Annotated in this window: 17 protein-coding genes; 5 read left to right on the plus strand and 12 right to left on the minus strand. The window is 42.0% G+C overall.

The annotated features are described in order from the left end of the window. Position 1 precedes the first annotated feature (1 nt). On the plus strand, positions 2-1,087 hold the full coding sequence (locus ABJH64_RS17835) for an SO2930 family diheme c-type cytochrome (RefSeq protein ID WP_348299106.1): 1,086 nt from the start codon (positions 2-4) through the stop codon (positions 1,085-1,087). Between the two features lie 298 nt (positions 1,088-1,385). Here the strand turns inward: ABJH64_RS17835 and ABJH64_RS17840 are convergent, their stop codons facing one another. From ABJH64_RS17840 to ABJH64_RS17890, 11 genes are all read right to left on the minus strand, one after another. Further along, positions 1,386-1,979, minus strand: coding sequence for a porin family protein (locus ABJH64_RS17840; protein WP_348277107.1), 594 nt, complete (start codon positions 1,977-1,979; stop codon positions 1,386-1,388). A 71-nt stretch (positions 1,980-2,050) separates the two neighbouring features. Further along, positions 2,051-3,124, minus strand: coding sequence for an alanine/ornithine racemase family PLP-dependent enzyme (locus ABJH64_RS17845; protein WP_348277108.1), 1,074 nt, complete (start codon positions 3,122-3,124; stop codon positions 2,051-2,053). A gap of 1 nt (position 3,125) precedes the next feature. Then, positions 3,126-3,566: a GNAT family N-acetyltransferase gene (locus ABJH64_RS17850; RefSeq protein ID WP_348277109.1), complete on the minus strand. Its 441-nt coding sequence runs from the start codon at positions 3,564-3,566 to the stop codon at positions 3,126-3,128. Then, positions 3,563-4,999 (minus strand): sodium:solute symporter family protein, encoded by a 1,437-nt coding sequence (locus tag ABJH64_RS17855; RefSeq protein ID WP_348277110.1) that lies wholly within the window; start codon positions 4,997-4,999, stop codon positions 3,563-3,565. The genes ABJH64_RS17850 and ABJH64_RS17855 overlap by 4 nt, the downstream gene beginning before the upstream one ends. Before the next feature lie 241 nt (positions 5,000-5,240). Continuing rightward, the gene (locus ABJH64_RS17860) at positions 5,241-5,558 is read right to left on the minus strand and encodes a type II toxin-antitoxin system RelE/ParE family toxin (RefSeq protein WP_348277111.1); all 318 of its coding nucleotides are present in this window, start codon (positions 5,556-5,558) and stop codon (positions 5,241-5,243) included. Then, positions 5,558-5,785 (minus strand): hypothetical protein, encoded by a 228-nt coding sequence (locus ABJH64_RS17865; protein WP_348277112.1) that lies wholly within the window; start codon positions 5,783-5,785, stop codon positions 5,558-5,560. The genes ABJH64_RS17860 and ABJH64_RS17865 overlap by 1 nt, the downstream gene beginning before the upstream one ends. Before the next feature lie 104 nt (positions 5,786-5,889). Further along, a complete protein-coding gene (locus tag ABJH64_RS17870) occupies positions 5,890-6,489 on the minus strand; it encodes an HD domain-containing protein (protein ID WP_348277113.1) in 600 nt (199 codons plus the stop codon). Between the two features lie 204 nt (positions 6,490-6,693). Then, entirely contained in the window at positions 6,694-8,640 is a 1,947-nt protein-coding gene (locus ABJH64_RS17875) for an ADP-ribosylglycohydrolase family protein (RefSeq protein ID WP_348277114.1), read from the minus strand. A 214-nt stretch (positions 8,641-8,854) separates the two neighbouring features. Beyond that, on the minus strand, positions 8,855-9,604 hold the full coding sequence (locus ABJH64_RS17880; RefSeq protein ID WP_348277115.1) for a succinate dehydrogenase/fumarate reductase iron-sulfur subunit: 750 nt from the start codon (positions 9,602-9,604) through the stop codon (positions 8,855-8,857). Between the two features lie 30 nt (positions 9,605-9,634). Continuing rightward, positions 9,635-11,569 (minus strand): fumarate reductase/succinate dehydrogenase flavoprotein subunit, encoded by a 1,935-nt coding sequence (locus tag ABJH64_RS17885; protein ID WP_348277116.1) that lies wholly within the window; start codon positions 11,567-11,569, stop codon positions 9,635-9,637. A gap of 10 nt (positions 11,570-11,579) precedes the next feature. Further along, positions 11,580-12,260 carry a succinate dehydrogenase cytochrome b subunit gene (locus tag ABJH64_RS17890; protein WP_348274303.1) on the minus strand — a complete coding sequence of 227 codons (681 nt, stop codon included), beginning with the start codon at positions 12,258-12,260 and terminating at the stop codon, positions 11,580-11,582. A gap of 300 nt (positions 12,261-12,560) precedes the next feature. Between ABJH64_RS17890 and ABJH64_RS17895 the strand changes: the two genes are divergently transcribed. The 3 genes from ABJH64_RS17895 (at position 12,561) to fabD (ending at position 16,722) form a co-directional block, all read left to right on the plus strand. After that, the gene (locus ABJH64_RS17895; protein ID WP_348274304.1) at positions 12,561-15,341 is read left to right on the plus strand and encodes a gliding motility-associated C-terminal domain-containing protein; all 2,781 of its coding nucleotides are present in this window, start codon (positions 12,561-12,563) and stop codon (positions 15,339-15,341) included. Then, on the plus strand, positions 15,338-15,781 hold the full coding sequence (locus ABJH64_RS17900) for a DUF393 domain-containing protein (RefSeq protein ID WP_348274305.1): 444 nt from the start codon (positions 15,338-15,340) through the stop codon (positions 15,779-15,781). Before ABJH64_RS17895 ends, ABJH64_RS17900 begins: the two co-directional genes overlap by 4 nt. A 65-nt stretch (positions 15,782-15,846) precedes the next feature. After that, a complete protein-coding gene (fabD, locus tag ABJH64_RS17905) occupies positions 15,847-16,722 on the plus strand; it encodes an ACP S-malonyltransferase (protein WP_348299077.1) in 876 nt (291 codons plus the stop codon). 339 nt (positions 16,723-17,061) lie between these two features. On the opposite strand, the gene folK is transcribed toward fabD, so the two are convergent. Beyond that, positions 17,062-17,556, minus strand: a complete 495-nt coding sequence (gene folK / locus ABJH64_RS17910; protein ID WP_348277295.1) for a 2-amino-4-hydroxy-6-hydroxymethyldihydropteridine diphosphokinase — start codon at positions 17,554-17,556, stop codon at positions 17,062-17,064. Between the two features lie 71 nt (positions 17,557-17,627). On the opposite strand from folK, the gene sppA reads away from it, so the two are divergent. Beyond that, positions 17,628-19,397 (plus strand): signal peptide peptidase SppA, encoded by a 1,770-nt coding sequence (gene sppA / locus ABJH64_RS17915; protein WP_348277294.1) that lies wholly within the window; start codon positions 17,628-17,630, stop codon positions 19,395-19,397. Positions 19,398-19,434: the final 37 nt, after the last annotated feature.

Consider the following 19,434-nt stretch of genomic DNA (forward strand, 5'->3'; position numbering starts at 1 on the left):
AATGAAAAATAGTATCTGGGGTTTTAATCTAGTGATCGCTCTGCTGTTTGCCACTTTTGCTTGTAAGCAAGAAGTATCCGAGGTCTCAGTGGATGAACCTGCGCTTAGCAAAGAAGTAGCCTCTGGCGTATTTCCTTATGGAAGGCTATCGACCTATGGGTTCTTTACGGGGGAATTACGGGCATTAAATCCCGTAGAAGAAGTTATTCCTTACAAGCCTGCCTCTTCGCTTTTTACAGATTATGCCATGAAAAGCCGATTTGTTTTTTTCCCTGAGGGAAAAAAGGCTGTGCTGACTTCTAACGAACTTGATTTCCCGCAGGGGACTATCTTAATTAAGAATTTCTATTACCCAGAAGATTTCAGAAAGCCGGAGGGCAAACGAAGAATTATAGAAACTAGGCTCATGATTCATGAAGAAAATGGCTGGGGTGCCTACCCATACATCTGGAACGAAAGCCAGACGGAAGCGATTCTGAAAGTGGTAGGCGGGCAAATGGAGGTTTCCTTTACCGACTACAGCGGCAAAGACCAGGTGATCAATTACATCGTCCCTAATAAAAATCAGTGCAAAACGTGCCATAACAAGAATGAATCTTTAGCCCCAATTGGCGTGAAAGTTCAGCATCTGAACAATGAGCTGGAATTCAAGTCGGGAAAAGAAAACCAATTAGCACATTGGACGAAGCTGGGTAAGCTAGAAGGTTTTGAAAGTGAAAGCGCGCACCCAGCTATGATCAACTATGAGGACAGCAGCCTTCCATTAGATGACCGTGCCATGGCCTACTTGGATATTAATTGCTCTCATTGCCATAGTGCAGTGGGGCCAGCGAGTACATCAGGGCTTTTTCTCACGTATGATCAAACTGATCCATTGAAACTTGGAGTGAATAAAATTCCAGTTGCCGCGGGGAACGGTGCCGGTAGTTTTGACTTTGATATTGTGCCGGGCAAAGCTGACGCATCTATCCTTCCGTTCAGAATGAATTCCACTGAGGTGGGGATAGCGATGCCTGAATTAGGAAGAACTACCGTCCATAAAGAAGGTGTTCAGCTGATCAAAGATTGGATAAATGGGATGAAGTGAAAGGTGATACATGACCGGTGACCGCTGTGACGAATTAGCTGGCTTGAAAAGGCACTTATACTTTTGTAACTAGTTAAGAAAACAAAAAGTCATCTGTTTTTAGAAATTCGAATAATTGGACTTCGACTTCGCTCATTCAGACCGCATTGAACATTCCAGATAAGAATAAACCTACTTTAAATTAGCTAGTACAAAAGAGTCGCGACCTCTGCGCATCATGCTGTGACCTCTGCTGCTAACTAAAAAATGCCTCCATTTTATCTATGGAGGCATTTTGCTTTTCTAAAGGGTAGGTTTTTTAAAACGTATATCCAGCGGACAATTTAAAGCCTCTGTTATATACATCTGCATCGCTGTCTTTGAATACTGGAGTAAGTCCAAGATCATAAGAGGCCTGGATATTGAAACCCTTAGGGAGATTATAACCCACTCCAAATACGGCCGCAAAGTCAGTTTCTTTGACTGCATCTGGATCGAGCGTGATGGTAGAACCAAAGAAATCACCTTCAAATTTTGAATTTGCCAAGAAGGAAATCTGCGGTCCTGCAAAAATATTAAACCCATCAGCAGGATAAAATCTAAATAGAACTGGCACTTCCACATAATTGAAAATCGCTCTGCTATTTATTGCATCGTCATTCTGAGTTCCTTTCACAGAATAATAAATACCAGGCTCCAGTGCCAATCGATCTGTCATAAATAACATGGTGTAACCACCGACGTGAAATCCAACGCGGTTGGTATAATCAGCCTCAGAGACATCATCTCCGCCTAAGTTGTAGAAACTGGCTCCACCCCTAATACCAAAACCTCCTGGTTTTTCGGAAGATTGAGCATGAGACAGCTGGACGGCACCAAGTCCAAGAGCGAGAAATAAGAATAATTTTTTCATAGTCAAAATACTAGTTGGTTTAAAACTAATAGTCCCACGACCATGCCAAATAATTTGAAGGGAGACAATCTCTACCCGATTACTTTTTTATCGATGTAGTTTGAGTTCAAGAGACTCAGTGCTCCCATGTATTTCATGTCAAAATTCAGGGTGTCGCCTACTTTATAAGCATTAGGATTTTCACCCAAATTAATGATCAACATATCTGAACTTCCACCTAGTATTTCATAATCTCCATCAATGGGTATTAAATATTTCGGATCCACATCCAGCAAGCCTATGTCTATGATTGCCCGGAAGGAGCTTTTTCCATAGAGTGATTCGTCTATTTCAATGGTTTCTCCTTGAGGATTAGCAGCCAGATTACCAACGGGTAAAAGCGGTTTTTCCTGCATTTCGATGATCTCAGCGTGCAGTTCAAACACCTCTCCGTTCATGCCTTCTATCACTTTTTCCCCAAATAAATCCACTCCAAAATACAAGGTCTCTCCCACCCTAAAGTGATTGACCCCCCTAGGCAATTGCTGCGTAAGCATCAGCGGAATAGTGACAGAGGTCCCAGCGGAAACCCACGGAATTTTTTTATTGAATTTCAGTTCAATGATCTGCTTGTAAAGAGAAAGTTGGATCAACTTGTCGGTGGACGGCATGACGCCGTTCAGGCAATTCAAATTAGTACCGAGACCTATGACCTCTATGTTCGGAAGCTGGAAAACTTGGGAATAAAATTCCACTAATCGCTCCCCCATCACACCTTCTCGCAGGTCTCCGGTCTCCACCATGATGATGATCTTGTGAGTCTTGTTTTGCTCCACAGCTTCCTGGCTGATCCATCCGATCGTATCCAGCTCACTATTTAGGCTGACATCAGCAAACTGCACCATTTTTCCGACATTTCTTTTGGAAACAGGCTTGATATATACCGTTTGAATATCGGGGTTCAGGGATTTGATCATCGCCAAATTACTGATTCGGCTATCATGGATTTCTTTGACGCCGAGATCGATCAGTTCTTGGAGAAAAAGTCGATTGCCACAGAGCAGTTTAGACACGACCCCCCATGAGATTTTACTTTTTGAAAAAGTGTCTTTCAAAAACTCAAAATTCTGCTTGAGTTTAGATCTATTTAAAGTCAGATAGGCCATTTTACTTGGTCAGCCTCATTTCGAGGTACTTGTTTGTGAAGCCGATTCGTTCGTACAATTTCTTCGCAGGATTCTCTGGCTCCACATGAAGCGCGATAGAACCATTGGCCATTTTGATAGCCATTTCCATGATTTTGCCACCAATTCCTTTACCTCTTTGCGAAGCATCTACAGCGATATACACGAGTATATTCTCAGGAATATAACCGGACATCCCAGTTTTGTTCATGATGAGTGCACCGACCAATTTACCTTCTTCCCGAGCCATTACTACAAAGCCTCCTGCGTGCATGCTTTGATCCAAAGCATAGTCCAGGCATTTCATAATATCCTCTTTGGGATCACCATATTTCCCAAGATGGAGCAAAAGAAAATCCGCAATTTCATTTTTTTGTAAATAAGTTGCAGAGTCAATAGTTGATAGAGTTTCTAGTTTGATCATATAGATTTTAACTTTGAACTGTTGTTTTTTTCGAAATAAATCACTGACAAAAACGTCAGCAAGGACAGCGTGAGCCCAAATAAATTAGCATCTAATCCAAAAGGAAGTGCCACCTCAGAGATAATCAATCCTGCAGTCAGCGAACCTCCAGTAATCATAGAAGCAGTGGCTGCTTTGGCACTGGTCTGATTGAAGAACAAACCTGCTACTACCGGCACTAAGAGCCCCGACACCATAAATGCATAGGAATATAACATCAAACTGAGTACTTCCGTCATTTGCCAGGCAATAATAATTGCCACGATACCGATGGCTAAGGTGAGCAGTTGGGAGATTCTCATCTCTGCTTTTAGAGATTTTTGTGAGAAGTACTTCCCAATAATATCTGTGGTAAGATTGCCAGATGCTGCCATCAGACAGGAATCTGCTGTGGAAAGAACCGCTGAGAAATAAGCGGACATCATCAAGCCGAGAATTCCTGCAGGCAAGATCTGACTAAGCAAAACTGGAAGACCCATTTCGGGATCCATTGCTGTGGTAAACCCTTCCAACGCACCCTGCTCTACGGCCACTCTGGATAATAAACCCAAAGAAACCCCTAAAAGTGCCATGATCGGCCACTCAAATAGCCCGGCGATAAACCAAGCCTTTTTGGCCGACTTGACATCTCGAGCTGCAAAAATCCGCTGATAGAGCGTCATCCCCACAAACCAAATCGGGATAATTGTAATGCCCCAGTTCGCAAGATCCTGCCAAGTCAAATTAGTAAATGAGAAAAACTCCTGGGGCAAAGTGCTCTGAATACCATCCCAACCACCTACATAATTATATGAAATCGGAATCCCAATAAACATCAACCCCGCCATCAAGATAATCCACTGAATCGTATCGGTGTAGATCACTGCCTTCAACCCACCCATGACAGTGTAAACTACTGCAATAACTCCCATGATCAGCAGAGCATAAGAAAGATCGAGCTCTTCGAATGTACCTGAAGCCAGTTTGGCACCTGCAAGTAGCTGTGAGGAGGTAAAACCCAAATACCCAAGAAAGCAGATCACTGCTGCGACTTTGGCTGTGGTAGAATTGTACAAATGGCCGATGATCTGTGGAAAAGTAAAAAACCTCGCAAAAGCTGGATCTGACTTTACTCTCGGAATCAATACTACCGCGGCGAGCCAAGCGCCCAAAAGTCCTGTAAAAAGCATCCAGGAACCCGACATCCCCATCACAAACCCCAGTCCGCCAAGTCCGATGGAAAAGCCACCTCCTACGTCAGTGGCTACGACCGAAAGCCCGATATGCCAAGGTCCAATGCTCCGACCTCCAACATAATAATCCTCCTGATCTGAATTCTTTTTCATGTAAAAAAAACCCACACCCAGCATAGCCAGCATGTAGGCCACGAAGATCCCCAGATCTAAATAACTCATGACTTTTTTCTATTTGTAACAAAATCTTCTTAGAATATAATTTTTCAAAGTTAAGCATAAAGGCTCGTATTGAAAATTTTAATTGGTTTTAAGAGCAATTTTGATCTTTCAATACAATTTTGGATTGGAATAGTTCTAAAAATGAATTATTCAACATGAGCTCTTCACACAGTTTAAAAAAATTGACTTCTTTTCTGGCTCTGTACTATGCAAGACTACTTTTGATAGTATAACAAAAAAGCTACAATCCTCGAGTCATTCCAGAAGGGTTTATTCGAGTATCAAAGACATCGGCAATTTTAATCACTCTGTTCTCTATATCAACCGAATAAATAAGTTTATAATTTTTAAAAAGTAGATAGCGGTACTTTATTTCTCTGTCTTCAAGCCACCACTCTTCTTGACCTATGAGTGGTGTTTTCACTAGGCTCTGAGGAGCATTAAGAATTCCTACTAAAAGCTTACTGGCAACCGAAAAACTAGCATTTTTAAGATAATTTTCAAAAATATCATCAAGCTTCTGCTCAGCAAATTCTGACCAGATAACCTTCAACTCCATTACTGAAACTTGGCAAGAAGTTCTTTCGTGGTTTTAAACTTTCCTTTTTTGAAATCAGATTCAGATTTATCAATTCGCTTATTCAAATCCTCCTTTGTCAATCGCTTTGGTAAATCATCTACTGAAGTTTCTTCCTCCAGCAAAACCTCCAATTTTGACAGAGAATCAGCATCCTCTAGTTTCAGGAATTTCTGAACAAATTCGATTTTTCTAGTAGCAATATCCATCAGTAAATCATTAAGTTAATACTCAAATATAAAAAATAAACGATTCCTCACTTTGACTAGTTTTAATAAGATCTTAATAGAAGAAGCCTCTCATCCCAGTTCTCTTAATCACCTTCTTTTTTCAAAATCCCCTTCTCCACACTTTCGTTAATCAAGTTCTCTGCATAACTCCAGATTGCCTCGGAACCCTGCTTGATTGCTTTTTTCTTATCGTAAACTTTTTGGTAGGGAACATCAAATTCCGCCCAAGTTCCACCATTATTAGAGGTGTTTTGTAGCAGGGGTTCAAATCTATCCATGGCTTTTGCGAATTTTGCTTCATCAGTTTCACCAGCCTCAAACTCTTCCCAGACAGCTATAAACTCTTCTGCTTGCTCCTTCGGTAAAAGCCCAAAAATCCGTTTAGCAGCAAGAAGTTCTTCTTCAGTATTCGTATGGTTCTTGGTGGAATCATAGATAAACGTATCGCCAGCATCGATCTCCACGATGTCGTGGATTAGCACCATTTTCACCACCTTTAGCACATCAATAGGCTTGTCCGAATGCTCAGCCAGTACAATGGTCATCATCGCCAAGTGCCAACTATGCTCAGCATCATTTTCGGGTCTGTCGCTGTTGAATAACTTGGTCTTGCGCTGAATGTACTTCAGCTTGTCTATTTCTTTGATGAATGCTACTTGTTGAAGTAAATTGGAAGGGTGCATGGTAAAGGTGAGGATTCAGGTGATTTTAGTGCGGATTGGAAGTTTGGGGAAATTTCAACTAACGTTTTGCGTGTATGTGCAGTAGCGGATTAAAAGCACTATCCTGTCCGTTTGGCACAAAGTTTATTAGATGCATAGACCTTCGAGTTACCACTTCACCCGCTATTGCCACATACACGCTGTTAGCGTTTCGTGCTTTTTTGTTCAATATCCTGGGTATTTTGAATGCCATTCTTCGTCTACATCATAAGTATAGCTTTTGCACCTGATACTTAAATCTTCAGCAATTTCTTCAACTATCTCCTTGTACATTAAATTTTCTTTCCATTCTTTTGGAATTTGATTTTGCCCAACCATCAATCCTACTAGGTTTCCTGTAATGGCTCCGGTACTATCGGAATCGCCACTATGGTTAATGGATACAATTACTGCTTTTTTAAAGTCATTTGGATAATGCATTGTACACAGCAAGGAAATAGCTAATGCTTCTTCTGCTACCCAACCTTCTCCAATCATTTTAATTTCAAGGTTCGTAATCTCTTTATTTATATATCTTCTATGGATGTCAGATGCAAGTTTGACTTTTTGGTAAACTTCTTCATTGTCCTTCCATTTTTTCAATATTTCAAGCCCATTAGCAATGGATGTTTCCAAATCTAAGCCATTTGATAAATCTGCTATAATGGATGACAAAAGTCCGCCACTTAAATATCCTGATGGATGACCGTGGGTTATTGCCGATAATTTTACGCCTTCTTCAAATGCTACTTCCCTGTCATGATTAAAGACCAAACCTGATGGCGCAATTCGCATTACCGTTCCACATCCTTTACTGTCATTAATTGGATTTTCAGGTGTTCCCATTTTCCCACTTTGTAATGAAGAAAGACAAGAGTTGCCGGGATATCGTTGCTTGTACAGTTCTTGCCTTTTTATTAGCCAACCTTCTTCAAAACCATGTTCAATTTTTGAATTAGGCGCTTCGTATCCTTGTGTCTTTAACCATCTTAAGTAAGAATTATAAGTAATTGTTGTTTGAGCACCACCAATTCCCTTAATAACAGACCTATGCAATGCTCTTAAAAGTCCTTCGGCTGTAAAAAGTAGCATTTGTGTATCATCAGTAAACTCTCCTTTTCCATTAGAATGTTCTACATAAGTTTGCACACCGTTTTTACCAAATTTATCAACTATTGCTTCATAGCTTAAAAATTCTATTGGCGCACCTAATGCGTCTCCAATTGCACCACCCAAAATGCAACCTAAATACCTATCTCTTTTTTTTTCTTCTTCAGAAAGCTTCTGAATTTGCTTTACAGTTGAAATATTTCCTTCATTTTGATGAAGAATATCACTGAATTTTAAATCAAATTTCTTTTCAATAAAATAAAGGGTATGCGCTTGATTGTCTAAAGAGGCTTTGATTAGTTGAGTGGTGAAAAGTTTGTGCTTTTTCTGCCAAGCTGCTTTTTCCTTTTCTAACGTTTCAATCCAATCTACCCTTACCAAAAATTCTGAATTTATATTATCTGAATTTTCAAAAATGTTTGGTTGTTTTAGGTTGAAATCTTTTAGTGGTCTATTGTTTACCAAAAACTCGTTTACCCTAACTGCTTTTTCTGTAACCCGTCCAACACCCACGTATCCATAGTTTTTCAAATATGCAACAACTACATCTCCAATTTCTAGTGTTTTCAAGGGATCGCTCCATTTTGGGTGTTGTCCTGCTGACAAGAATCCATATTCCTTGCAATCTTCCCAAAAACGATGGTCTCCTTCTCCTACATTTACATAATAAAGACCGTTTTCAAAATCAAAACCTGAGAGGTTTAGATGAAGCTTATTGTGCGGTCTGAATTTATCTGCAAAATGACCTGACGATTTATTTGTCAAGGTTTTACCTAACTTCCAAATCAAGGTTTTTTCAACTAATAAAGCTTCCCTTTCAGTCAGCCCTTTTGCTATAACTTTGATTATGGGTTCAAGTCCTTCTTTTTTGATTTCCTTAATAATTGTTGTTTTGTCAGAGTCATTATCGGAATTTTCATCAAATTTCAAATGTGCTTCTTTACGGCTTCCTTTGCCTTTGCCGTAGTAAAACTCTTCATAGTTTCTTGGGTCAATGTAAACGTAAACATAAAAATTTTCCATTTTTCTTTTGGTTTATCAGTTTCCTAGCATGCACGCTAACATGTATATATCTCCTATAGGTGATATTATCCTTATTTGGAAAGATATCCACTAATGATATATTTCCTTTAGTTAAATATAGAAAAGATATAAACAACGCCTCCCCTGTTTTCCCCAAAACCAAAAAAAGCCGACTCTCGCCGGCTTTTTCATTCTTTAGGAATTCGTAATTCAATTAGACATTCTCGCTCTTCACTGAAGCAGAGAAATACTCTCTGTTCATACGAGCAATGTTTGTCAGGCTGATTCCCTTAGGACATTCTGCTTCGCAGGCACCAGTATTGGTACAAGCTCCGAAGCCTTCTGCATCCATCTGAGCGACCATCTTCTCTGCTCTGGACATTCTTTCCACCTGACCCTGCGGAAGCATGGCCAGCTGAGAGATTTTCGCAGAGGTAAAGAGCATCGCAGAGGCATTCTTACAGGCTGCCACACAAGCTCCACAACCAATACAAGTAGCAGAATCAAATGCCTCATCCGCAATTCTCTTTGGAATAGGAATCTCGTTCGCGTCAGGAACACCACCGGTGTTCACAGACACATAGCCTCCTGCCTGGATAATTCTATCGAAAGATCCACGATCTACCACCAAATCCTTCACTACCGGGAAAGCCGCAGCTCTCCAAGGCTCGATCGTGATGGTATCGCCATCAGAGAACGAACGCATGTGAAGTTGACAGGTAGTCGTCTGCTTCGGGCCATGTGGATGACCATTGATATAAAGTGAGCACATGCCGCAGATGCCTTCACGGCAATCGTGATCAAAGTGCACTGGATCATCTCCTTTGACAGCAAGTTCCTCATTCAAGACATCCATCATCTCTAGGAATGACATGTCAGAGGAAATTCCATCTATAGGATAGGTGACAAAACCGCCTTTATCGCTGGCGTTTTTCTGTCTCCATATTTTTAATGTCAGTTTCATAATTAATAGCTATGAATTAAAGTCTTGAATTTATTTGTAAGATCTCTGAGTCAGCTTCACGTTTTCGAACACAAGCGGCTCTTTGTGCAGAGTTTCAGGAGAATTCTCCGCCATAAACTCCCAAGCTGCAACGTAAGCATAGTTCTCATCATCTCGAAGTGCTTCTCCTTCCGGAGTTTGAGATTCTGTTCTGAAGTGACCGCCACAAGATTCATTTCTATTGAGCGCGTCGTCAATCATCAATTCTCCCAACTCTAAGAAATCAGCAACTCGGCTAGCTTTCTCCAAGGTCTGGTTTAATTCTTCATTTGCACCTAGCACTTTCACATCTTTCCAGAACTCTTTTTTAAGCTCCTGAATCATACCCTTAGCCTTGGTCAAACCTTCTGCATTTCTAGCCATACCGCAGTATTCCCACATGATATGTCCTAGAGCTTTATGGAAATGATCCACAGTTTTGGTTCCATTGATACTTAACAACTTCTGGATAGCATCTTTCACGCCTTTTTCGGCTTTCGCAAATTCAGGATGATTGGTATCCACAGGTGCTGGGCCGATCTGTGCCAAATAATCCCCGATAGTATAAGGAATCACAAAGTATCCATCTGCCAGACCTTGCATCAAAGCGGAAGCTCCTAATCTGTTCGCTCCGTGATCGGAGAAATTTGCCTCTCCTAGGGAATAAAGCCCAGGAACGGTAGTAGATAAATTATAATCAACCCAAAGTCCACCCATAGTATAGTGAACTGCAGGATAAATTTTCATTGGAGTTTGGTAAGGATTTTCACCTGTGATCTGCTGATACATGTCAAACAAGTTGCCGTATCTCGCACGGATCGCATCTTCGCTGTCACGATTGATAGCATCTCTGAAATCCAAGAATACCGCCTGGCCAGTTTCATTTACGCCGCGACCTTCGTCACAAACGTCCTTGGCATTTCTAGAAGCCACATCACGAGGAACCAAGTTACCGAAGGAAGGATACTTTCTCTCCAAGTAGTAATCCCTATCCTCCTCCTTGATATCTCTAGGCTTGATTTCTCCTTTGCGAAGTTTCTCAGCCGTTTCTTTTGTTTTTGGTACCCATACACGACCGTCATTTCTCAGTGATTCAGACATCAAGGTCAACTTGGACTGATGATCTCCGGATACAGGGATGCAAGTAGGGTGAATCTGTGTATAGCAAGGATTGGCGAAATATGCGCCTTTCTTGTGCGCTCTCCAAGCAGCGGTCACATTTGATCCCATCGCATTGGTTGAAAGGAAAAATACGTTCCCATAACCACCAGTACATAATAGAACTGCATGTGCAGCGTGAGTTTCGATCTTACCTGTAATCAGATTTCTGGTCACAATACCTCTAGCATGTCCGTCGATAGTCACGACATCCATCATCTCGGTACGAGGATAAAGTTTCACTTTACCATTGGCTACCTGACGGCTCAAGGCTGAATAAGCACCCAAAAGCAACTGCTGTCCCGTTTGGCCCCTAGCATAGAAAGTCCTGGATACCTGCGCTCCACCAAATGAACGGTTGGCTAGCAATCCACCATATTCTCTGGCGAAAGGAACTCCCTGCGCCACACACTGATCAATTATATTGACAGATACTTCTGCCAAACGGTACACATTGGATTCTCGGGAACGGTAATCACCACCTTTGATGGTATCGTAAAACAATCTGAATACCGAGTCACCGTCATTTTGATAGTTTTTAGCAGCGTTAATACCGCCCTGTGCAGCGATAGAGTGTGCACGGCGAGGGCTATCCTGAAAGCAAAATGCTTTCACTTTGTAACCCAATTCTGCAAGAGATGCTGCAGCAGAAGCTCCGGCAAGGCCAGTTCCTACTACGATCACCTCGTATTTTCTTTTATTCGCCGGGTTCACCAGCTTACTGTTAAACTTATGTTTAGTCCACTTTTCGGCTAAAGGGCCAATTGGGGCTTTTGAATCTAGTATCATGAGGGACTGATTAGCTCTGTGTGAAATAGATATAAACTGGCATGCTGGCGAAGAGGATTGGAACCAGAATGCAATAAATTTTCCCGATCACCGCAATGGCTGGAGAATATTTCGCATGGTTTAGACCTAAGGTCTGAAATGCACTGGCAAACCCATGTGACAGGTGAAATGCCAAGAAAGCCATGGCTACCACATATCCTATGACCATCAATTCGTTTTGGAAAGCAAAGGAAACGATGCTGTATAAATCCTTGTATTGCTCACCATCATAGGTCACTATAGGAAGATCTCCCCAATGCATCTGAGCCCAAAAGCTCTGCATGTGAACGACGAGGAAAATCAAAATGATCGTACCCAAGATCCCCATATTCCTAGAGGAAAAGGTAGTGGAAGGCGGAGTAGATACACCGTAACCTATCGGACGCGCAGCTTTATTCAGTCTGCCTAGCCATATAGAAAAGATCACATGACCTATGATCGAAATGTAGGTCAAGTAAGAAAGCAATTTTACCGCTGGATTGGTGGTCATGAATTTGGCATAAATGTTAAATGCCTCTCCCCCATCATTTTTAAACAACAATAAATTACCTGATACGTGACCTGTCAAAAACAGAATCAGGAAAAGACCGGTCAATGCCATAATCAGTTTCCTGCCCAGTGTGCTACTCAAGGTTTTTGTAACCCAGCTCATACAATTTTTGCGATTAGATTTAAAACGAAATCATTGATTAATACCGCCAAATTTACATTTGGAACCGGTACGAAACAATCCATTCAAAAACACTTCTGTTATTTCAATCAGTTCTAAATAGACTTCTTCCATTAGCGTTTTCTATGTGTCAATAACTAAATGACAGGATTTAATGTTTGATTTTAGCTGGATTTTCTACTTACTTCCATTTAATTCGTATCAGAAGAGAATGATAGTGAAAACCTTAAAAGAGGATAAATTCGTACATTCTATTTCTCCCCAACAATGAACTTGACCAATATGAAGCTTAAAATCACCCTGGGACTTTTTCTAATCTTCCTACTTGCTGGAATTTCTGAAGCTTGGGCCACACACATTAGAGCTGGTGAAATCATCGCTGAGCGGGTTTCTGTTCAAAATTTGACATATAAAATCACTGTGGTAGGCTATACCGACACCCGATCTAATGTAATTTTCGGCCCAGGTGAAATCAATTTTGGAGACGGTAGAATTGTCGATGGACTGAACACGGAAAGTGATTTTAGCTTTGTGGAGGATGTAGGGAATCTGATTGAGAAAAATACTTTTGTGATCACTCACACTTTTCAAGGCCCAGGGACCTATACCATTCGATTCCAAGAATTCAACAGAAATGACCGAACGCTGAACATGGACAATTCGGTGGACACCCCTTTTTATGTAGAGACTAAAATTACCATTGACCCTTTTATTGGAGTAAACAATTCTCCGGTATTGACCATACCCCCAGTTGACAATGGCGCTGTAAATGTGCGTTACATTCACAATCCAGGTGCTTATGATCCTGACGGAGACAGCTTAGCCTATGAAATGGACGTGCCAAAGCAAGCCTTTCAAAGACCAGTCAATAACTACAGAAGCCCAGCTGCTCCAGAATTCAGCTTCAGTCAGGAAGATGGAACTACACCTGCATTTTTGAGATTAGATCCCATTTTTGGCGATTTGATATGGGATGCTCCCGGGACTGCCGGGCAGTTCAACGTAGCCTTTCGAATCAAAGAGTATAGAAAACTTAATGGGAAATGGGAATTGATTGGATATGTCGTCCGAGATATGCAAATCATTATCGAAAACTCTAATAATAGAAGGCCAGAGTTGATATTACCACCAGACCTTTGCGTAGAAGCTGGAACCAAAATCGAAGAAATCATCCAAGGGCAAGATCCTGACGGCGACCCTATCAAAATCGAAATCTTCGGAGAGCCTGTTGAAATCACTACTTCGCCTGCTACCTACTCGCCAGAAGCAGTATTTCAGTCCACACCAGGAATTGTGAATTTCGACTGGCAAACTGTCTGCAACCATGTGAGAGCAAGAGAATATGAAGTAAGAGTGAGAATCACCGATGATCCTAATTCGGGTCCCTCCCTAGTGGACATCAAAACATGGAGAATCAAAGTAGTGGGACCTCCTCCTGTGTTCGATGAAATCGAGCAGATGCCGGGCAGATCTGTAGAATTGAATTGGGATCCTTACGTATGCGCCAATTCAGCAAATGAAATGCAAGTCTGGAGAAGAATAAACTCAGACCCTTACCTACCTGACAGCTGTGAGACAGGAATAAGAGCAGGGTATGAATTGATAGGAACTACCAATATGCAGACGCTAGATTTCATCGATACGAATGGAGGCGAAGGTCTAGCTCCCGGAAATACCTATTGCTATAGATTGGTGGCTGCTTACCCAGAGCCAAGACTTGGGGAAAGCATCGTCTCTCAGGAGATATGTGTCACTATAGACGTGGATGTGCCTATCATTACAAATGTTAGTGTTGAGGAAACAGACCCAACGACCGGCGAAATCTTTGTCAAATGGACACCTCCGTATGACATCGATAGGGTACAATTTCCTGGTCCATTTACCTATGAACTGCTCCGAAGTAATGGCTTCACAGGCAATGCCAACAGAACATCACTAGGCATCACCGCGGACACCTTATTCACTGACACAGGTCTCAACACTGAAAATTTAGTCTATAATTATGAGGTGGTATTATTAGACAGAAATACGCGAATTGACACGTCATCAAAGGCATCCTCGGTCTGGACTGAGCTCACTATCATCAATCAGGCGATTGAGGTCAACTGGCAATTTACTGTTCCTTGGAACAATTCGGTCAGCCAATTCAAACATGAGGTTTATAGAAATAGAACCGATGCCGCCGCAGCAGATGAAAGCACTTTTGTCAAAATAGCAGATGTAGATGTTACTACTAGCGGATTCACCTTCTTGGACGATGGGAGCTTCAACGGAATACCTCTGGAAAAGGAGATTGAGTATTGTTATTATGTGATCACAAAAGGATCCTATAATGTGGCGGGACTTGAATATCCTTTGGAAAATAAATCACAAATCGTCTGCGCCAAGCCTGATGACAACAGACTGCCATGTCCTCCAGTTTTGACATTCGAAGGTCCTGAATGTTCCGCATATCTTGCAGAATTGCCTTGCAGTAATGCGACTTATGAGCATGACCTAAGCTGGGTTCCGGATTTCTCGGGTGAGTGTGATGACGAACTAGCTGGGTATAAATTATACTATACTTCCAATGGCGAAGACAGCCAATTTGAACTTATAGCAGAACTTTCTTCTTTGAATCTATCCACTACCATTCGTAATCTGGCGACTTACAGAGGTTGTTATTACATCACAGCTATAGACCGATCAGGGAATGAATCGGAGCCTAGCAATGTGGTCTGCGTAGAAAACTGCCCTAACTACCTCTTGCCAAATGCCTTCACTCCTAATGGTGACGGATTTAACGAGACCTTCATGGCTTTTGACAATCCATTCTCTCAGTGTCCACGGTTTGTAGTAGGAGTAGATATCGTGATAGTGAATCGATGGGGAGTAGAGGTATTCACTTATAATAGCCTAGAATCCACAGAAAACGACATCTTTATTCGCTGGGATGGTACAGATAAGAATGGCAATGAACTTCCTGCCGGTACCTACTATTATTCTGGCAACGTTGTTTTCGATGTACTTGATCCTGCCAAGGCAAATCAAACTCTTAAAGGATCAATTCAACTCCTAAGATGATCGCGCCGAAATCCATCATTTTCTTTGATGGGGTATGTAACCTCTGTAATGCTTCCATTGATTTTGTCATCCAGCGAGACACCAATGACAAATTCTTAGTGGGAGCATTGCAAGAGGATTTAAGTCAAAAAATACTCTCGCGCTATGATGTCAGAGAAGATTACTTAGACTCTATAGTACTAGTGGAGCAAGAAAAAATCTACTTTAAAAGTACCGCCGCACTCAAAATCGCAAAGCATTTATCCGGACTTTGGCCAGTCTTATACCCACTTATTTTTCTCCCAAAATTCCTGCGAGACCCCATTTACAATTGGATCGGCACCAACCGATATCGCTGGTTTGGGAAGAAAAGTACCTGCAGATTGCCTACGCCTGCCGAAAAAGCCAAATTTCTTTCGGAAGACACCCTTGCTCAAACCGGCATTAAGCTTCCCCACTGATCGCAACGTATAAAGCTGACTTTGGGAAAACCCGTATATTTGCCCCGAACAAAAAACACTAGTTAATGAAGGCATTTGTTTTTCCGGGCCAAGGCGCCCAGTTCCCAGGAATGGGAAAAGAACTTTATAATGAAAACCCACAGGCTAAAGAATTATTTGAGCAAGCAAATCAAATTTTAGGTTTTCGTATCACTGACATCATGTTTGAGGGCACTGCAGAAGAGCTGAAGCAAACCAATGTCACTCAACCTGCAGTTTTTCTTCATTCCGTTATTTTAGCTAAGACCACTCCTGATTTTGCACCGGATATGGTAGCTGGCCATTCCTTAGGTGAGCTGTCCGCACTAGTTGCCAACGGAGCGCTGGCTTTCGAAGACGGATTAAACCTAGTCTATCAAAGGGCACTGGCTATGCAGGAAGCCTGCGAAATCAACCCTTCTACGATGGCAGCGATTTTAGGGTTAGCCGACGAGAAAGTAGAAGAAATCTGTGCCGGTATTTCTGAAGAAGTGGTCGTGCCAGCCAACTATAACTGTCCAGGTCAGTTGGTGATCTCTGGTTCTAATAAAGGAATAGAACTAGCCTGCGAAAAAATGAAGGAAGCAGGAGCCAAGCGTGCTTTGCCTCTTCCCGTGGGTGGAGCATTTCACTCCCCACTGATGGAACCTGCTCGTGAGAAATTGCAGAAGGCAATCGAAGCCACCACTTTCCACACCCCAAGCTGCCCAGTGTACCAAAATGTCAGTACGACTGCCGTGACTGAGATTTCAGAGATTAAGGCAAATCTTATCGCACAACTGACAGCCCCGGTGAAATGGACTCAATCCGTACAGAACATGGTTGCGGACGGCGCAGTAGAATTTATAGAATGTGGCCCAGGAAAAGTTCTTCAAGGTTTGGTGAAAAAAATCCATCCTGAAGCTGAGGTATCGGGGCTTTAACCCTAGTTACGTAAAGTTTTCTCGCAACGGCGCGGCGGCGGAACGTCTCAGCGCTTTGCTTATAATCTTATCTTTACCACAAACTTTGTAGTGAGATTCCTCGCTATTTAGCTTGTTGTGTAGGAGATGAAATAATAGAAAAACGGAGGTTCAAACCTTTTTCCCATCAAATGGGCAGCTGGTCTGAACCTTCGAGTTTTTAAGGATTTTAATGTATCTGCATCCTCTCCTTATCAACAGCTCAGCACCATAATAGTAATGCATCGCATTAATTATATTTTTCACCTTCCACATTTTACTACTTTCAAACCTTACCACTCACCTTTTACTAGAAACTTTTCACCTCTCACCACTTAAAAACTCCCACACCTCACTCCTGTCCTCACAGTCCTCCAACAATTCTAAACTACTTTTTCCCAAAACAGGATGTATAAACTCGGGTAATATCTCCGCCAAAGGCACGAGTACAAATTTCCGCTCCGCCAAAAATGGATGTGGTATTTTAAGTTCGGAAGTCTCAATCACCTGTTCACCAAAATAAATAATATCAATATCCATCGTTCGATCACCCCAGGGCTCAGCTCGTTTTCTTCCCAGATCTTTTTCAGTTTGTTGGATCAAAGCGAGAAGTTCCATAGGCGATAAATGTGTCTCAATCTGAAGCACTTGATTCAAAAAAGCCCCCTTGGCTACGCCTCCCCATGCTTCCGTTTCATAAACTTTAGATATAAGTACCACTTCCCCATGCTTGGATACAGCTTCCACCGCAGCTCGGAGTAGTGAGTTTCTATCCCCTTTATTTCCTCCCAAAATCAAAACAACTTTTTCAACCATTGTATCCGTATTATTGCTTTTGTAAACCTGCCCCAAATTAGGTTATTTTGAGGCCTCAAATAATTTAGCTTATGAAATTCTTAGGAAATGTACTGGCGGTGATCGTTGGTCTTTTTGTTTTCAGCATACTCGGTATGCTACTTATGTTAGGCCTGATTGGAATCGTGGCGTCATCTAGCGGGTCAGAAGAAGTTTCTGTAAGCGAAAATTCCGTTTTGCACCTGGATTTAAATGGGCGAATAATCGTAGAACGTACCACGGAGGATGATTTGGATTTATCCCTATTTGGAAATCCCTTTGGCCAAGACATGAATGCTGGTTTGATAAACCTGAAAAAAGCCATAGGAGAAGCAAAAACCAATGACAACATCAAGGGTATTTACCTAAATACAGGCTTGATTATGGCCGGGCAGGCTAGTTTGCTGGAACTCCGCGAAGCACTTGTTGACTTCAAAACTTCCGGCAAATTCATCGTTGCCTATGACGAAGCTTATACTGAGGGTGGCTATTACATCGCTTCTGTAGCGGATGAAATCTATCTAAATCCACTGGGAGGCATCGAATTCAACGGTTTTTCTTCAGAAGGAATTTTCTTCAAAGGACTTTTTGAAAAAGTGGGTGTACAACCTGAAATTTTCCGAGTAGGCGAATTCAAGTCTGCTGTGGAGCCTTTTATCCTGGAAGAAAATAGTCCAGAAGCAAGACTTCAAACACAATCCTTTCTGGATGACATGAATCAGTTTGCGCTTAAATCAGTAGCCGAATCAAGAGGCATTCCTTATGACAGTCTGAAGAAAATCAATGACCTCATGCTTGTTCGCAAGCCACAGGATGCTGTGAGCTACGGACTGGCCACTGAGTTGCTCTATTTTGATGAGGTGCTAGCGAAGCTAAAAGAAAAGCTTGGCGTGGAGGAAGATGACGATATCGAAACTATTAATGCAACCGACCTTAATTCTGCTGCCAAATCCAAGAATCTCACTTCCAAAAATATAATAGCCGTAATCATCGCTGAAGGTGAAATCGTCGGAGGAAATGCCTCAGGTGTTATTAGCTCCGATAGATTTGCGAAAGAAATCAGGAAAGCCCGTAAAGACGACAATATCAAAGCAATCATCTTACGAGTGAATTCTCCAGGAGGCTCAGTGATCGCATCTGAGGTGATCTGGAGAGAGATGGCAGAAGCCAAAAAAGCAAAACCGCTCTATGTATCCATGGGTGAAGTAGCTGCATCTGGAGGTTATTACATCTCTGCCCCAGCGGATACCATCGTAGCCCAGCCAAATACCATCACGGGATCCATTGGTATATTCGGTATGATGTTCAACGCGCAGGAATTGCTAAACGACAAATTGGGTATCACGGTAGATGTTGTCAAAACTGGCGAATTATCAGACTTCATGAATCCTACCAGACCATTGACCGAGGTGGAGCGAAATATCATCCAAGGAACTGTAGAAGACGGCTACGAGACATTCATCTCCAGAGTAGCGGAGGGAAGAGGAATGTCGCCTGAGGCGGTGAAGGAAGTTGCTTCAGGAAGAGTCTGGACTGGAAATCAAGCCAAAGAAAGAGGTTTAGTAGATGTATTAGGCGGACTAAATACGACTATCGAGTTAGCGGCAGCTAGAATTGGCGCGACAGATGATTATCGCGTAGTGTATTACCCTACTCAAAAACCATGGTTCGAAACAATAATGGAGGATCTTGGAAACAACGTTCAGGTTAGAGTTCTGAAAAGTCAATTGGGTGAAAACTATAAGCTATACCAGCAGGTAGAAAAACTTAAATCCTACGAAGGTATCCAAGTCCGGATGCCACAGGACATCACTATCAAATAAAGAAAGCGGCTCAGGCCGCTTTTTTTATTCCTCATAA

The sequence above is a fragment of the Algoriphagus sp. genome (assembly GCF_039969895.1).
Classification (GTDB): domain Bacteria; phylum Bacteroidota; class Bacteroidia; order Cytophagales; family Cyclobacteriaceae; genus Algoriphagus.